The sequence below is a fragment of the Myxococcales bacterium genome (assembly GCA_016706225.1).
Taxonomy (GTDB): domain Bacteria; phylum Myxococcota_A; class Polyangia; order Polyangiales; family Polyangiaceae; genus JADJKB01.
Map to the genome: position 1 here is coordinate 340,984 of JADJKB010000008.1, position 14,752 is coordinate 355,735.

12 protein-coding genes and 1 pseudogene are annotated in these 14,752 nt (G+C 66.4%); all 13 read left to right on the forward strand.

All coding sequences use genetic code 11. The annotated features are described in order from the left end of the window. The first annotated feature begins 25 nt into the window (after positions 1-25). The 13 genes and pseudogenes from arsB to katG all read left to right on the forward strand — a co-directional run bounded on the left by arsB (position 26) and on the right by katG (position 14,751). On the forward strand, positions 26-1,141 hold the full coding sequence (gene arsB, locus IPI67_15505) for an ACR3 family arsenite efflux transporter (GenBank protein ID MBK7581602.1): 1,116 nt from the start codon (positions 26-28) through the stop codon (positions 1,139-1,141). A gap of 5 nt (positions 1,142-1,146) precedes the next feature. Continuing rightward, positions 1,147-1,545: pseudogene (locus IPI67_15510) on the forward strand (arsenate reductase ArsC). Positions 1,546-1,560: 15 nt separating this feature from the next. After that, positions 1,561-2,004, forward strand: a complete 444-nt coding sequence (locus IPI67_15515) for a VOC family protein (protein MBK7581603.1) — start codon at positions 1,561-1,563, stop codon at positions 2,002-2,004. Between the two features lie 30 nt (positions 2,005-2,034). Then, the gene (locus tag IPI67_15520) at positions 2,035-2,703 is read left to right on the forward strand and encodes a hypothetical protein (protein MBK7581604.1); all 669 of its coding nucleotides are present in this window, start codon (positions 2,035-2,037) and stop codon (positions 2,701-2,703) included. An 827-nt stretch (positions 2,704-3,530) separates the two neighbouring features. Next, positions 3,531-3,845 (forward strand): hypothetical protein, encoded by a 315-nt coding sequence (locus IPI67_15525; protein MBK7581605.1) that lies wholly within the window; start codon positions 3,531-3,533, stop codon positions 3,843-3,845. 93 nt (positions 3,846-3,938) lie between these two features. Next, the gene (kdpF, locus tag IPI67_15530; protein ID MBK7581606.1) at positions 3,939-4,031 is read left to right on the forward strand and encodes a K(+)-transporting ATPase subunit F; all 93 of its coding nucleotides are present in this window, start codon (positions 3,939-3,941) and stop codon (positions 4,029-4,031) included. Further along, positions 4,028-5,770: a potassium-transporting ATPase subunit KdpA gene (gene kdpA, locus IPI67_15535; protein ID MBK7581607.1), complete on the forward strand. Its 1,743-nt coding sequence runs from the start codon at positions 4,028-4,030 to the stop codon at positions 5,768-5,770. The genes kdpF and kdpA overlap by 4 nt, the downstream gene beginning before the upstream one ends. Positions 5,771-5,781: 11 nt before the next feature. Continuing rightward, positions 5,782-7,893 carry a potassium-transporting ATPase subunit KdpB gene (gene kdpB, locus IPI67_15540; GenBank protein ID MBK7581608.1) on the forward strand — a complete coding sequence of 704 codons (2,112 nt, stop codon included), beginning with the start codon at positions 5,782-5,784 and terminating at the stop codon, positions 7,891-7,893. 12 nt (positions 7,894-7,905) lie between these two features. After that, positions 7,906-8,493: a potassium-transporting ATPase subunit KdpC gene (kdpC, locus tag IPI67_15545; GenBank protein MBK7581609.1), complete on the forward strand. Its 588-nt coding sequence runs from the start codon at positions 7,906-7,908 to the stop codon at positions 8,491-8,493. A gap of 27 nt (positions 8,494-8,520) precedes the next feature. After that, entirely contained in the window at positions 8,521-11,220 is a 2,700-nt protein-coding gene (locus IPI67_15550; protein ID MBK7581610.1) for a sensor histidine kinase KdpD, read from the forward strand. Continuing rightward, positions 11,217-11,918: a response regulator gene (locus IPI67_15555; protein ID MBK7581611.1), complete on the forward strand. Its 702-nt coding sequence runs from the start codon at positions 11,217-11,219 to the stop codon at positions 11,916-11,918. The genes IPI67_15550 and IPI67_15555 overlap by 4 nt, the downstream gene beginning before the upstream one ends. A gap of 146 nt (positions 11,919-12,064) precedes the next feature. Continuing rightward, positions 12,065-12,565: a transcriptional repressor gene (locus tag IPI67_15560; protein ID MBK7581612.1), complete on the forward strand. Its 501-nt coding sequence runs from the start codon at positions 12,065-12,067 to the stop codon at positions 12,563-12,565. Then, positions 12,562-14,751: a catalase/peroxidase HPI gene (gene katG / locus IPI67_15565; GenBank protein ID MBK7581613.1), complete on the forward strand. Its 2,190-nt coding sequence runs from the start codon at positions 12,562-12,564 to the stop codon at positions 14,749-14,751. The genes IPI67_15560 and katG overlap by 4 nt, the downstream gene beginning before the upstream one ends. Position 14,752 lies beyond the last annotated feature (1 nt).

The window sequence follows — 14,752 nt, forward strand, 5'->3', positions numbered from 1 at the left end:
CACGACGACAGGGAACTGAACTCTCATGACCAACGCGAATGCCGGCCTTCTCGGCAAGCTCTCCTTTCTCGATCGGTACCTGACGCTCTGGATCTTCCTCGCGATGGGCCTGGGCGTCGCGCTCGGCTTCCTCGCGCCCGGCTTCACGACTGCGCTCAACAGCATGAGCGTGGGAACCACGTCGATTCCCATTGCCGTTGGCTTGATCCTGATGATGTACCCGCCGCTGGCGAAGGTCCGCTACGAGGAGCTGGGCAAGGTCTTCCGCAACAAGCGCGTGCTCACGCTGTCGCTGGTGCAGAACTGGGTCATCGGTCCGCTGCTGATGTTCGGGCTCGCCGTCGTCTTCCTGCGCGACAAGCCCGAGTACATGCTCGGCCTGATCCTCATCGGCCTCGCGCGCTGCATCGCGATGGTCATCGTCTGGAACGACCTCGCGAAGGGCGACACCGAGTACTGCGCGGGGCTCGTCGCGTTCAACTCGATCTTCCAGGTGCTGTTCTTCTCGGTCTACGCGTACTTCTTCGCGACGCTCTTGCCGACCTGGCTCGGCCTCGAGGGGGCCGTCGTTCACATCAGCATCGGCGAGATCGCGCGGAGCGTCGCCATCTACCTTGGCGTGCCGTTCGCTGCGGGGTTCCTGACGCGACGGGTCCTCGTGAGCGCGAAGGGACGCGACTGGTACGAGAAGACCTTCGTACCCCGCATCAGCCCGATCACCCTCGTGTCGCTGCTCTTCACGATCGTCGTGATGTTCTCGCTGAAGGGCGAGGCCATCGTGGAGCTGCCGCTCGACGTCCTGCGCATCGCCGTCCCGCTGCTCATCTACTTCGTGGTGATGTTCGCGCTCTCGTTCTTCATGAGCCGGCGCGTGGGCGCGGACTACAAGCAGACCGTCACGCTCTCTTTCACCGCCGCCTCCAACAACTTCGAGCTCGCCATCGCGGTCGCCATCGCGAGCTTCGGCATCCACAGCGGCGCGGCCTTCGCCGCGGTCATCGGCCCGCTCGTCGAGGTGCCGGTGCTCATCGGCCTCGTGAACGTGGCCCTGTGGGCTCAGAGGCGCTTCTTCCCGAACACCCCGCTCGAGGTCGCGGCAGCCGCCTGCGCGGTCCCGAGCGCTCCCGAGAGTAAGGCATGAGCACGATGAACAACGACAAGACGATCCTTTTCCTCTGCGTCGCCAACTCGGCGCGCAGCCAGATGGCCGAGGGCCTCGCGCGGAAGCTGTTCGGCTCGCGCATCGCAGTGCAAAGCGCGGGCAGCGAACCGTCGACGGTGAATCCGTACGCAATCGAGGCGATGCGCGAAGTCGGCGTCGATCTCACGACGCACCACTCGAAGTCGGTGCAGACGATCGACCCCTCCACGGTCGCTACGGTCATCACGCTCTGCGCCGAGGAGGTCTGCCCGGTCTTTCTGGGCAAGGCCCGCAGACGCCATTGGCCCATCCAGGACCCGGCGAGCAAAGACGCATCGTTGCCGCGCGACGAGATGCTCACGCGTTTTCGCACGGCGCGCGCCCAGATCCAGGCTCGCCTCGAAGTGCTGGATTCGCTCATGGGGCTACCTGAGGGGCCCAAGGCGCAGGAGTTCCACGCCAGCGTTCGCGTAAAGAACCTGGCCAGGAGCACGCGGTTCTACGCCTGGCTCCTTGGTTCGGAACCGAAGGAATGGACGCATCGCGACTCGACGTTCGTCCACCCCGAGCTCCACACGAACTTCGTGGTCGTCGTCGCCGACAACAAGGAACTGCACCACGACACACTGGCGCACCTCGGCATCGACGTCGGCACCAAGGCGGCGGTAATCCGTGCGTATGAGCTGGCGAAGGCAGCGGTCGTGACCGTGCAGAAGCCGCCGCGGACGACGTGGCGCGGCACGCCGCTTCACGAGCTGTGGCTCGAAGACCCCGACGGGAATTCGATCGAGATCTACGCGCGCCTCACCCCGGACGAGCTCGCCGAGAAACCCGAGAACCTCGAACCCTCGGCGCTGGCGTAGCGCATGCGCGCGCCTGCCTGGCTCCGACCCGTGACCGGAGAGCTGCTGGGCAGCGCGCTCCTCGTCGCGGTCATGTTCGGGTCGGGCGCGATCCGGGTGCAGCTCGGCGCCGGTACGATGGCGGGCGCATGGCTCGGCTCCATCGCGCTGGGGCTCGGCTACGGCTTTGTGCTCTGGTCCTTCGGCGGGCTCTCCGGAGCGCAGACGAACCCGCTCGTCACGCTCCTCGCGTCCGCCGTGGGCGATCAGCGCTGGAGCAGCGCGGCCGCACGGATCGTCGCGCAGCTCCCAGGGGCCACCGCCGCGACGCTCATCGCCGCGCAGATCGGGCCGCTCTGGGCGAGCGGCGACACCGCCATCGCGGGCGCACGCGGTGTCGCGGAGGCCGTCGCCAGCTTCGGGTTCGTCCTCGTCGCGCTCGGCGTGGCGCAGCGTCGGGACATCAAGGTCCCGCTCGCCCTCGGCTCCTTCGCAACGGCGAGCTTCTGGATGACCGGCCACGCGACCGTGGGCAACCCGCTCCTGGTCCTCTCGTTCTTCGTGGTCCGCGGTGAGCACGACGCAGGTGGCCTGCTGATTGCGCTCGGCGGCGTGGTGCTCGGCGCGCTGCTCGCCGTCGCCGTCGCGCGGTTTCTCTTCCCGCGCGCTCGGGAGGCGGCGAGCTGCCTCCTGTTCGCCCCGCAGGGAGTCCGGCGATGACGCCCGACGTTCGTGCCAGCAGGCATCGCCCTGCTCGCCTTGGGTGTCGCCGGGTGCCGTGGCGCGGCAGCCGAGCGTGACGCCTTCGCGCTCGAAGCAGGACGTGTCCGAAGCCTGACCCCGAAAGGCGGCCGAGTTGATGGCGCAGGCGACGTGGTACGGGAGCCGCTTCGCGTGAGCCAAGAGTGGCGGCTGGCACGCGAAACGGACTGGATCTCTTTCAGCGCGGATGCGGCGAGCAGGCTCGCCGCGACGTATCGGTGCACCCCCGAGGCAGACACGCTGTCCTGCGCTCGACCGATCCCAGTTGACCAACCCGGGCCTCCAGTGGAAAGCGCTCAACGTGAAGCGGCGCCTCGGCGTGGCCGTCGGCGACGGCGAACCGACCGAATAGTCGCTGTCCCGATGTCGAGGTTGCGCTTGTCGTTCACGTCGGCGACACGGGGACCGCGCGCGGCTCGGCAGGCGTTCAGGAGCAGCAAATCCGTAAGCCGCTGAATCACGAGCTGGGAAAGTCGGCGTGGCACGGCGGTGCGAGCGACGGCCGCCGCGTCCTCGGCCTCCCGTGCCGCCCTGCGCTCGCGCAGGAGGAGCTTGATCATTTCTTGATGCCGGGCGGGCGCGGCTTGACCGCGCCGAGATCAGCGAGGCCGTACGAATCGGGGAACGGAGTCGCTCATGCGCTCGCCATCCATAAACGACCTGCTCGCGCGCTGCGCCGTCGTCGTTCTGGCAACGCCGCCAGCCGACGGAGCCTGTCGAACGGCATCACCAACTTTCACGACTTCGACGACAGGGCGACCACGTGGTTCTGAACGGAGTGACCCATGACGCCCCTCTCATCTCGCCCTCGCCGGACTCTCGCGTGGCTCGGTGGAGCGCTGGTCCTCTTGGCTGCCGTCGTCGTGGTGTGCTTCATGAAGACGCGCCTGTCGCACGAGCTGTCGGAGCTTCCCGCCACCGAGCGCGCAGCCCTGTACGAGAGGACGCTCGACACGCTGCGCACGACCTGCATGCAGGCGCGCGGACCGGAGGTGGCCGAGTACTGCCGCCAGCAGGCCGACTTCATCACGCTCTTTCCCGAGTGCGACGCTGAGTGCCGCGACCTCGCTGCGCGGTTCGCACCCGGACCGTCGCGCTGAGGAGCTATTCATGGACATCCTCTTCATCACCATCATCTGCGGGTTCTTCCTGCTCACCTGGGGCTTCGTGCGCCTCTGCGAGAAGGTTTAGCCATGTCGCCACTGCTCATCCTCGGCGGCGCGCTCGCCGTACTTCTCCTCATCTACCTGGGCTTCGCGCTCCTCTATCCGGAGAAGATGTCATGACCGCGAACACCATCCTGCAGTTCTCGGTCTTTTTCGTCGCGCTCGTCGCGCTCGCGCTTCGGCTCGGTTCGTACATGGCACGGGTGTACGCCGGCGAAGCCTGGCTCGCTCAGAGGGTGCTGGGGCCGATCGAGCGCCTCCTGTACCGTGTCGCGGGGGTGCGCCCCGACGAGGAGATGTCCTGGAAGCAGTACGCGGTCAGCGTTCTGGTCTTCAACCTGCTCGGCGCGCTGAGCGTTTACGTACTTCAGCGTCTGCAAGGCGCGCTGCCGCTCAATCCAACCGGCCTCGCCAACGTATCGCCCGAGGTGTCATTCAACACCGCCGTGAGCTTCGCGACCAACACGAACTGGCAGACGTACGGGGGCGAGACGACGATGAGTCATCTCACGCAGATGCTCGGCCTCGCCGTGCAGAACTTCGTTTCGGCCGCGACCGGGATGGCCGTGCTCGTGGCCTTCATCCGAGGCTTCACCCGGCGCACGGCGGAGGGGCTTGGAAGCTTCTGGGTCGACCTGACCCGTTCGACGCTCTACGTACTCCTGCCGCTCTCGTGCGTGCTGGCGCTGCTGTTGGTCTCGCAAGGGGTCGTGCAGACGTTTTCCGGCTCCGCGACGGCGCGCCTGCTCGATCCGGTGACCGCCGAGAGCGGCACCATCGTCGACCAGACCCTCGCGCTCGGGCCCGCCGCGTCACAGATCGCGATCAAGCAACTCGGCACCAATGGCGGCGGCTTTTTCAACGTCAACTCGGCTCACCCTTTCGAGAACCCGACGCCGCTCTCGAACTTCCTCGAGGTGCTCGCGATTCTGCTCATTCCGGCTGCGCTCTGCTTCAGCTTTGGCGCGCTGGTCAGGGACCGACGCCAAGGCTGGGCCGTGTTCGCTGCCATGCTCGCGGTCTTCATCCCGCTGCTCGTGGCCACGACCTGCTTCGAGCAAGCAGGCAACCCGCGCTTCACCGGCGAAGGTGTCGATCAGGCCACGTCCACGCTCTCCGCCGGCGGCAACATGGAGGGCAAGGAAGCCCGCTTTGGCATCGCCAACAGCGCGCTGTGGGCGACGGCCACCACGGCGGCCTCGAACGGCTCCGTGAACGCCATGCACGACAGCTTCACGCCGCTCGGTGGGCTCGTGCCGATGTGGCTGATGCAGCTCGGTGAAATCATCTTTGGCGGCGTCGGCTCCGGCCTCTACGGGATGCTGGTCTATGCGGTCATCGCCGTCTTCATCGCGGGCCTCATGGTGGGGCGCACACCGGAGTATCTCGGCAAGAAGATCGAGGCGTACGAGATGAAGATGGCGTCGCTCGTCATCCTGCTCCCGGCGGCCGCGGTCCTCATCGGCGCTGCCGTCGCGTGCGTCGTGCCCGCCGGCACTGCGCCGCTCGGCAACCCCGGAGCACATGGCTTCAGCGAGATCCTCTACGCTTTCTCGTCGGGAGCGAACAACAACGGGTCCGCTTTCGGAGGCCTCAGCGTCAGCGGCACGTTCTACGCGACGGCGATCGGCCTCTGCATGTTGATCGGGCGCTTCTGGGTGATCGTCCCGGTGCTCGCCATCGCCGGCTCCTTCGCCAAAAAGAAGCTCGTGCCTGCGAGCGCCGGGACCCTGCCCACACACACGCCGCTCTTCGTGGGCCTGCTCGTCGGGACCATCGTCCTGGTGGGCGCGCTCACATTCATCCCAGCGCTGGCGCTGGGTCCCATCGTCGAGCACCTCCAGCTGTCGGGCCGCTGAAGGAGGAAACCATGTCTGATTCCGCACATCACCCGAGACCGCTGTTCGAGCTGTCCATCGTTCGGCCGGCAATCGTCGATGCGTTCAAGAAGCTCGATCCCCGGTGCATGCTGAAGAAGCCCGTCATGTTCGTGGTGGAGGTCGGGAGCGCCTTCACGACGCTTCTGTTCGTCCATGCCGCGTTCACCGGACGAGGCGATGCCCATCCCGGCTTCATCCTAGCCGTGGCACTCTGGCTCTGGTTCACGGTTCTCTTTGCAAACTTCGCCGAGGCGATGGCTGAAGGCCGCGGCAAGGCGCAGGCAGACACGCTCCGCAAGGCCCGCCAAGACGTGATCGCCAAGCGGCTCAGGCGCGGCGTCGAGCATACGGAGCAGCTGGCCGACCCGGCGCGCCGCGCTGACGCACTCGACGAGGTGGCATCGTCGTCGCTTCGCATCGACGACGTCGTATTCGTCGCCGCTGGCGAGTTGATCCCCGCCGACGGCGAGGTCATCGCGGGCGTCGCTTCGGTCGATGAGAGCGCCATCACGGGCGAGAGCGCACCGGTCATCCGGGAAAGCGGAGGCGACAGAAGCGCTGCGACCGGGGGCACGCGCGTCTTGTCAGACTGGCTCGTCATTCGTGTGACCACGAACCCTGGCGAGACGTTCCTCGACCGCATGATCGCCATGGTCGAGGGCGCCAAGAGGAAAAAGACGCCCAACGAGATCGCGCTAGACATCTTGCTCGCGGCGCTGACCATCGTCTTCCTCCTCGCGACGGTTACGCTGCTCCCATTCTCGCAGTATGCGGTCGCGAGCTCCGGTCAGGGGAGTCCGGTGCCGCTCACCATCCTGGTCGCGCTCCTGGTGTGTCTGATCCCGACGACCATCGGCGGCCTTCTCTCGGCCATCGGCATTGCAGGGATGGACCGGATGATTCAGGCCAACGTCATCGCGACGTCCGGCCGAGCCATCGAGGCAGCAGGCGACGTCGACGTGCTGCTTCTCGACAAGACGGGCACTATCACGCTGGGCAACCGGCAGGCGACCGACTTCCTACCGGCCGATGGCGTCAAGGAGAGCGAGCTCGCGGACGCGGCGCAGCTCTCATCGTTGGCCGACGAGACCCCTGAGGGGCGCTCGATCGTCGTCTTGGCAAAAGAGAAGCACGGACTGCGCGGGCGGGAGGTGGAGGCGCTCGGCGCGACGTTCGTGCCGTTTACCGCGCAGACCCGTATGAGCGGTGTCGACCTCGGCGGGAGGAGGATCCGCAAGGGCGCGACGGACGCGATCGTCCGATTCGTCGAGGAGAGCCGTGGCACTTTCCCGGCGGAGGTCCGCGCGATCGTCGACGAGGTTGCCAAGCTGGGGGCGACGCCGCTCGTGGTCGCGGATGGCTCACGCGTGCTGGGCGTGGTCCAACTCAAAGACATCGTGAAGGGCGGGATCCGGGAGCGCTTTGCTGAGATGCGTCGCATCGGAATCAAGACCGTGATGATCACCGGCGACAACCCACTCACGGCTGCGGCGATCGCCGCAGAGGCCGGCGTCGACGACTTCCTCGCTGAAGCCACCCCCGAGGCGAAGCTCGCAATGATCCGGGACTACCAGCGGAAGGGGCACCTCGTCGCGATGACGGGTGACGGCACCAACGACGCCCCCGCGCTCGCTCAAGCGGACGTCGCGGTCGCGATGAACACCGGCACGCAGGCGGCGAAGGAAGCCGGGAACATGGTCGATCTGGACTCGAATCCGACCAAACTCCTGTCCATCGTCGAGATCGGCAAGCAGATGCTGATGACCCGCGGGGCTCTGACGACGTTCAGCATCGCAAACGACCTCGCGAAATACTTCGCGATCATCCCGGCGGCGTTCGTCGCGACCTATCCGGCGCTCGGCGCGCTCAACGTCATGCGGCTGCATTCACCGACGACGGCGGTGCTCAGCGCCGTCATCTTCAACGCGCTCATCATCATCGCGCTCATCCCGCTTGCGCTCCGGGGCATCCAGTACCGGCCCGCCCCCGCGCTCGCGCTTCTCCGCAGGAACATCCTCGTCTACGGCTTCGGCGGGGTCCTGCTCCCGTTTCCCTGCATCAAGCTCATCGACCTCGCGCTGACGGCGAGCGGCGTGAGTTGAAAGGAGTCGTCGATGTTCGCCACGCTACGTCCCGCAGCCTCCCTCCTCGCGCTCTTCACGCTGCTTACCGGCGTTGTTTATCCGCTGGCTGTCACCGGAGGCGCGCAGGCCCTCTTCCCGGCGCAGGCGAACGGTAGCCTCCTGAAAGCCAACGGGCAGGTCGTCGGATCTCGCCTGATCGGGCAGCAGTTCGACGACGTGCGGTACTTCTGGGGACGCCCCTCGGCGACCAAGCCGGGCGCCTACGACGCCGCGGCATCGACGGGCTCGAACTTCGGTCCAACGAACCCCGCGCTCGCCACGGCCGTGCGTGAGCGTGTAGCTGCCATCCGAACCGCGCATCCGGAGCGAGCATCGACGCTGGTCCCCGTCGACCTCGTGACTGCGTCGGGAAGCGGGCTCGACCCGCACATCTCACCTGCGTCTGCGCTCTACCAAGTGCACCGGGTGGCAGCGGCTCGGGGGCTGGCCCCGGACCGCGTCAGGTCCCTCGTACTCGACCACGTCGAGGGCAGGTCGCTCGGCGTCCTCGGCGAGCCGCGGGTGAACGTCGTTCTGCTCAACGTCGCGCTTGACGAACTGGCCCGAGGCGGCGCCTAACTGTACGAACGGGCGGAACTTTCACGGATGAGTGACTCAGGAGACAGACCCGATCCCGACGCCCTCCTGCGGCGCATGCGGGCAGAAGAGGCACGGGCGAGGCGCGGCAAGCTGAAGATCTTCTTTGGTTTCGCCCCCGGGGTCGGCAAGACGTACCGCATGCTCCAGGTGGCACGCGACCTCGTCGCGGACCAGCGCCTCGACGTGGTCGTCGGTGTTGTCGAGGACCACCGTCGGATCGAGACTGCCCGCCTGGTGCTCGGGCTCGAGCTGTTACCCAGGCGGAAGGTTCCATATCGCGGCCATACACTCGACGAGTTCGATCTCGACGCCGCGCTCGCGCGGAAGCCGAAGCTGTTGCTCGTCGACGAGCTCGCGCACACCAACGCCGCCGGTTCGCGCCATCCGAAGCGGTGGCAGGACGTCGAGGAGTTGCTCGACGCTGGCATCGACGTGTTGACGACGATGAACGTACAGCATGTCGAGAGCCTCAACGACGTCATCGCGCAGATCTCGCGCATTCAGGTGCGCGAGACCGTCCCCGACTCCGTGGTGGATCGAGCCGACGCGATCGAACTCGTCGACATCGCTCCCGAGGAGCTCCTCGAGCGTTTGAAGGAGGGGAAAGTCTATCTTCCCGACCAGGCCAGGCGCGCCGCCGCGCACTTCTTCCAGCGCGGGAACCTGCTGGCCCTGCGCGAGCTTGCCCTGCGAAGGACCGCTCAGCGTGTCGATGAAGACGTGCGAGCGTACCGCGAGGAGCACGGCGTCGCAGTCCCCTGGCCAGCCGGAGAGCGAATCGTGGTTTGCGTCGGCCCAGCTCCGAGCTCTGGCAGGTTGATCCGCGCGGCGGCACGCATGGCGGCTGGCCTGCGCTGCCCGTGGATGGCGTCGTACGTCGAATCCACGACCGCGCGCCCCATGAGTGACACCGACCGGCTTCAATTGGAGGGGCACTTGCGGGTTGCCGAGACGCTCGGCGCTACGGTCACGCGGCTTGCGGGGCCAAGTGTCTCCGGCGCGCTGCTGGACTACGCGCGCAAGAACAACATCACGCGTCTCATCATTGGCAAGCCGACGCACTCTCGTTTCTGGGACCGCGTACGGGGCTCGCTCCTCGATGAGGTCGTCCGCGGTAGCGGTGAAATCGACGTGCACGTCATTGGCGGTGACAACACGAACGAGGCGCAACCAAGCGACGGCGCCCGGGCCAGTGGGGGTGCGACCGGGTCGCAGTACCTGTCGGCGACGATTCTCGTCTCCGGCACCCTGGGCCTCGCTCTCGTGTTGCGGGGCCTCATGGACCTCCCCGATCTCGAGATGCTGTTCTTGCTGGCCGTGATGGTCGCGGCGGTGTGGTTCGGACGCGGCCCATCCATCCTCGCCGCCGCCCTCGGTGTCGCCAGCTACGACTTCTTCTTCGTCACGCCGCTCCACACGTTCTCCGTGGACGACCGCCGCTACTTCCTGACCTTCGGGATGATGTTCGCAGTGAGCTTTGCGATGAGCGAGCTCGCCGGGAGACTTCGCCGGCAGCAGCGTGATGCACAGGCGCGGGAGGAGCGCACAGCCGTCCTTTACGCGCTGACGCGTGAGCTTTCATCCACGGGCGAGCCCGCCCGGATCGCGGCCATTGCTGCGCGGCACGCGGCGGACATCTTCTCAGCGAAGGCAATCGTGCTCGGCGTTTCGGCCGACGGTGAGCTGCATCCGCTCGGAACGTCTCCCGAGGGGGCCCAGCTCGACGTCAAGGACCTGGGCGTGGCCAAGTGGAGTCACGAGCACGACGCGCTGGCTGGGCTCGCTACCGACACGCTGCCGGGGGCGGAAGCGCTCTGCTCGCCGCTCCGCGCAGGCCAGTCCCGTCTCGGGGTGCTCGCGCTCGTGCCGCAGGACAAGGCTGAGCTCCGGTCCGACCAGCGTGGCTTTCTCGACGTCCTCTGTCGCCAAGTCGCGCTGGCACTCGAGCGCGCACGCCTCTCCGAGGAGGCGAAACAATCTGCGCTGCGCGCCAGGACCGAAGAGATGCGCTCATCCTTGCTCTCCGCGGTGTCCCACGACCTTCGCACTCCGCTTGCCTCGATTACTGGTGCCGCGACTTCGCTGCGCGATGACGCGAACCTCGGCATCGAGACGAAGGCGGAGCTCGTCGAATCGATCGTCGATCAGGCCGAGCGACTCGAGCACCTGGTCGCGAACCTGCTGGACATGACACGCCTCGAGTCGGGAGGATTTGCCCTGCGTCGAGACTGGGTCCCCCTCGACGAGATGATTGGCTCTGCCCTCACGCGCCTCGAGGTTCGCCTCGGGGCCCGCAAGGTGATGGTGTCGATCGCTGCCGACGTGCCTCTTGTCAGCGTCGACCCGGTGCTCTTCGAGCAGGTCTTCGTGAACCTCTTCGAGAACGCGGTGAAATACACCCCCGCCGGCAGCCCGATCGAGATCGACGCGCGCAGCGATGGTGAGCGCGTCGAGATCAGCGTGATTGACCACGGCCCCGGGTTGCCCTCTGGAGCCGAGACTCGCGTCTTCGACAAGTTCTATCGGGGCCCGCACATCGGGGTCTCGGGCGCGGGTCTCGGCTTGCCGATCTGCAAGGGAATCGTGGAAGCGCACGGGGGGACCATCGGCGCCGAGACCCGCTCGTCGGGTGGAGCAGTGTTTCATATCTCGATCCCTCGCGGCGGCACTCCGCCGTCCCTTCCAGCCCCGGGAGGCGCCGCATGAACGCGCTCGGCGCAGTAGTGCTCGTCGTCGAAGATGAGCCGCAGATGCGGAAGTTCATCCGGGCGTCGCTGTCCTCCCACGGGTATCGGGTGCTCGAAGCTGGGCGGGTCGCTGAAGCCGTGATGCTGCTGACGAGCCACAACCCCGAGATGATCTTGCTCGACCTTGGTTTGCCAGACGGCGACGGCATCGACCTCACAAGGCAAATCCGCGAGTGGAGTGGTGTGCCAATCATCGTGCTATCGGCCCGCGGTCGTGAGGACGACAAGGTTGCGGCCCTCGATGCCGGGGCCGATGACTACCTGACCAAGCCATTCGGCGTGAACGAGCTGCTGGCCCGCATGCGCGTTGCGCTCAGGCACGCGCAGAGCCGCGGAGCAAGGCCCGATGTCCAAACGTTCGAGTTCGGCGAACTGAAGATCGATCTGGTACAGCGAGAGGTGTTTCGCGGAACAGAGGAGCTTCATCTCACGCCCATCGAGTACAAGCTGCTCGTGCTGTTTGCCCAGAACGCCGGCAAGGTCCTGACGCATCGCCAGATCTTGAAGGAGGTCTGGGGCCCCGCTTACGCCGCGCAGACCCACTACGTGCGGGTGCACATGGCCGAGCTGCGCAAGAAGGTCGAGGCCGACCCGTCCCGGCCCAAACTCCTCGTGACGGAGCCGGGCGTCGGATACCGCCTGCGCGATCGGTCGTGAATCGTCTTGCCGAGGCGGTTCTGTCTCGCGGTCACGCCACGCTCGAGCGCCGCGGAGAAATCCCAGGTATCGGCGCCTCGGGCGGTTGACACACCCTGGTGTTGCGACTAGGTTCCTATGTGAGTAAAGTTCGCATCTAGGAACCAATGGTTAACCAGGCGCATACCAAGATCGAGCAGCGACTCGAGCACCTCAAGGCGGTCGCCAAGAAGGCGGGCGTCAAGCTGACGCATCAACGTCTCGAGATCTTTCGGGAGCTCGCCGCATCCGAGGAGCACCCCAGCGTCGACTCGATCTTCCGGGCGGTGCAGCAACGCGTGCCGACCGTGTCGGTCGACACCGTCTACCGCACGCTGTGGATGCTGCACGAACTGGGACTGGTCACGACGCTCGGGCCACTCCGTGACGGAGTGCGTTTCGACGCCAACCTCGACCAGCACCACCACTACGTCTGCGTTCGTTGTGGCCTCGTGCGCGACTTCGAGAGCGCCGACCTGAACGCACTCCGCGTCCCCGAGACGGTGAAGGCGATCGGCAGCATCGCCGATGCACATGTCGAGGTTCGGGGCGTGTGCGCGACGTGCCTGGCTCAGCGAGGGGACGAGCCATCTGGAACCGCAACCACCCCGAGGAGCAGCATCCCATGACCGACAAGAACAAGCCCGCCCCCCAACACGCCAGCTCCGGAAAATGCCCGGTCATGCATGGCGGTAGCACGACCGTGACCAGCTCGAACCTCGACTGGTGGCCCAAAGCGCTGAACCTCGACATCCTCCACCAGCACGACACAAAGCCGAATCCGCTGGGCCCCGATTTCAACTACCGCGAGGAGCTGAAGAAGCTCGACGTCGACGCGCTGACGAAGGACATGCGCGCGCTGATGACGGACAGCCAGTCGTGGTGGCCCGCAGACTGGGGGCACTATGGCGGCCTCATGATCCGCATGGCCTGGCACGCCGCAGGCACCTATCGCATCGCCGACGGTCGCGGCGGCGGTGGCACGGGCAACCAGCGGTTCGCTCCTCTCGACTCGTGGCCGGACAACGCCAACCTGGACAAGGCCCGTCGACTGCTCTGGCCGATCAAGAAGAAGTACGGCAACCGCATCAGCTGGGCCGATCTGATCATCCTGGCCGGCACGATCGCCTACGAATCCATGGGCCTCGAGACGTTCGGCTTCGGCTTCGGTCGCGAGGACATCTGGCATCCCGAGAAGGACATCAGCTGGGGCTCCGAGAAGGAGTGGCTCGCCGCGAACCGGTACGAAGGGGAGAGTCGCGAGACTCTCGACAATCCGCTGGCAGCAGTGCAGATGGGCCTCATCTACGTCAACCCGGAGGGCGTCAACGGCAAACCCGATCCGCTTCGCACGGCCGCGGACGTGCGGCTGACCTTCGCGCGCATGGCGATGAACGACGAGGAGACGGTCGCGCTCACCGCCGGCGGTCACACGGTCGGCAAGGCACATGGCAACGGCGACGCGAGCGTTCTGGGGCCGAACCCGGAGGCGACCGACGTCAGCGAGCAGGGCCTTGGGTGGAAGAACCCCAAGGGCAAAGGCTTCGGGCGTGACGCTGTCACGAGCGGCCTCGAGGGGGCTTGGACGACTCACCCGACGCGCTGGGACAACGGCTACTTCGAGATGCTCTTGAACCACGAGTGGGAGCTGAAGAAGAGCCCCGCCGGCGCCTGGCAGTGGCAGCCGGTGAGCATCAAGGAAGAAGACAAGCCCGTCGACGTCGAGGACCCGTCGATCCGCCACGACCCGATCATGACCGACGCCGACATGGCGATGATCAAGGACCCCGCCTACCGAGCGATCTCCGAGAGGTTCCACGAGGATCCGGCGTACTTCTCCCAGGTGTTCGCGCGGGCGTGGTTCAAGCTCACGCACCGCGACATGGGTCCGAAGGCCCGCTACTTCGGCCCCCACGTGCCGAAGGAAGACCTGCTCTGGCAGGACCCGGTTCCTGTCGGCAATGCCAAGTACGACGTCGAAGCCGTGAAGGCGCGCATCGCCAAGAGCGGTCTGTCGATCAGCGATAGGGTCAGCACCGCGTGGGATAGCGCGCGCACCTTCCGCGGCTCGGACATGCGCGGCGGCGCCAACGGCGGGCGCATCGGCCTGGCTCCGCAGAAGGACTGGGAGGGCAACGAGCCCAGCCGCCTCGCTCGGGTGCTCGGCGTGCTCGAGGGCATCGCCAAGGAAACCGGCGCCAGCGTCGCCGACGTGATCGTTCTGGCGGGTAACGTCGGCGTCGAGCAGGCAGCCCGGGCTGCCGGCTTCGACGTGAGCGTGCCGTTCGCACCTGGACGCGGCGACGCCACCGACGCGATGACGGATGCTGCTTCGTTCGCTGTGCTGGAGCCAATTCATGACGGCTACCGCAACTGGCTGAAGCAGGACTACGTCGTCAGTGCGGAGGAGCTGATGCTCGATCGCACGCAGCTCATGGGCCTGACTGCACCCGAGATGACGGCTCTCGTCGGTGGCATGCGCGTGCTCGGCACCAACCACGGTGGCACGAAGCACGGCGTGTTCACGGATCGGGTGGGCGCTCTCAGCAATGACTTCTTCGTGAACCTGACCGACATGCGCTGGGTGTGGGCGCCCGCCGGGAACGGCCTCTACGAGGTTCGTGACCGCAGAACGGGCGAGGTGAAGTGGACGGCCACCCGCGTGGATCTGGTCTTTGGATCCAACTCGATCCTGCGCGCGTACGCCGAGCTCTACGCGCAGGACGACAACCAGGAGAAGTTCGTCAGGGACTTCGTTGCGGCGTGGACCAAAGTCATGAACGCGGACCGCTTCGACCTGGCCGGCCGGGCTTGAA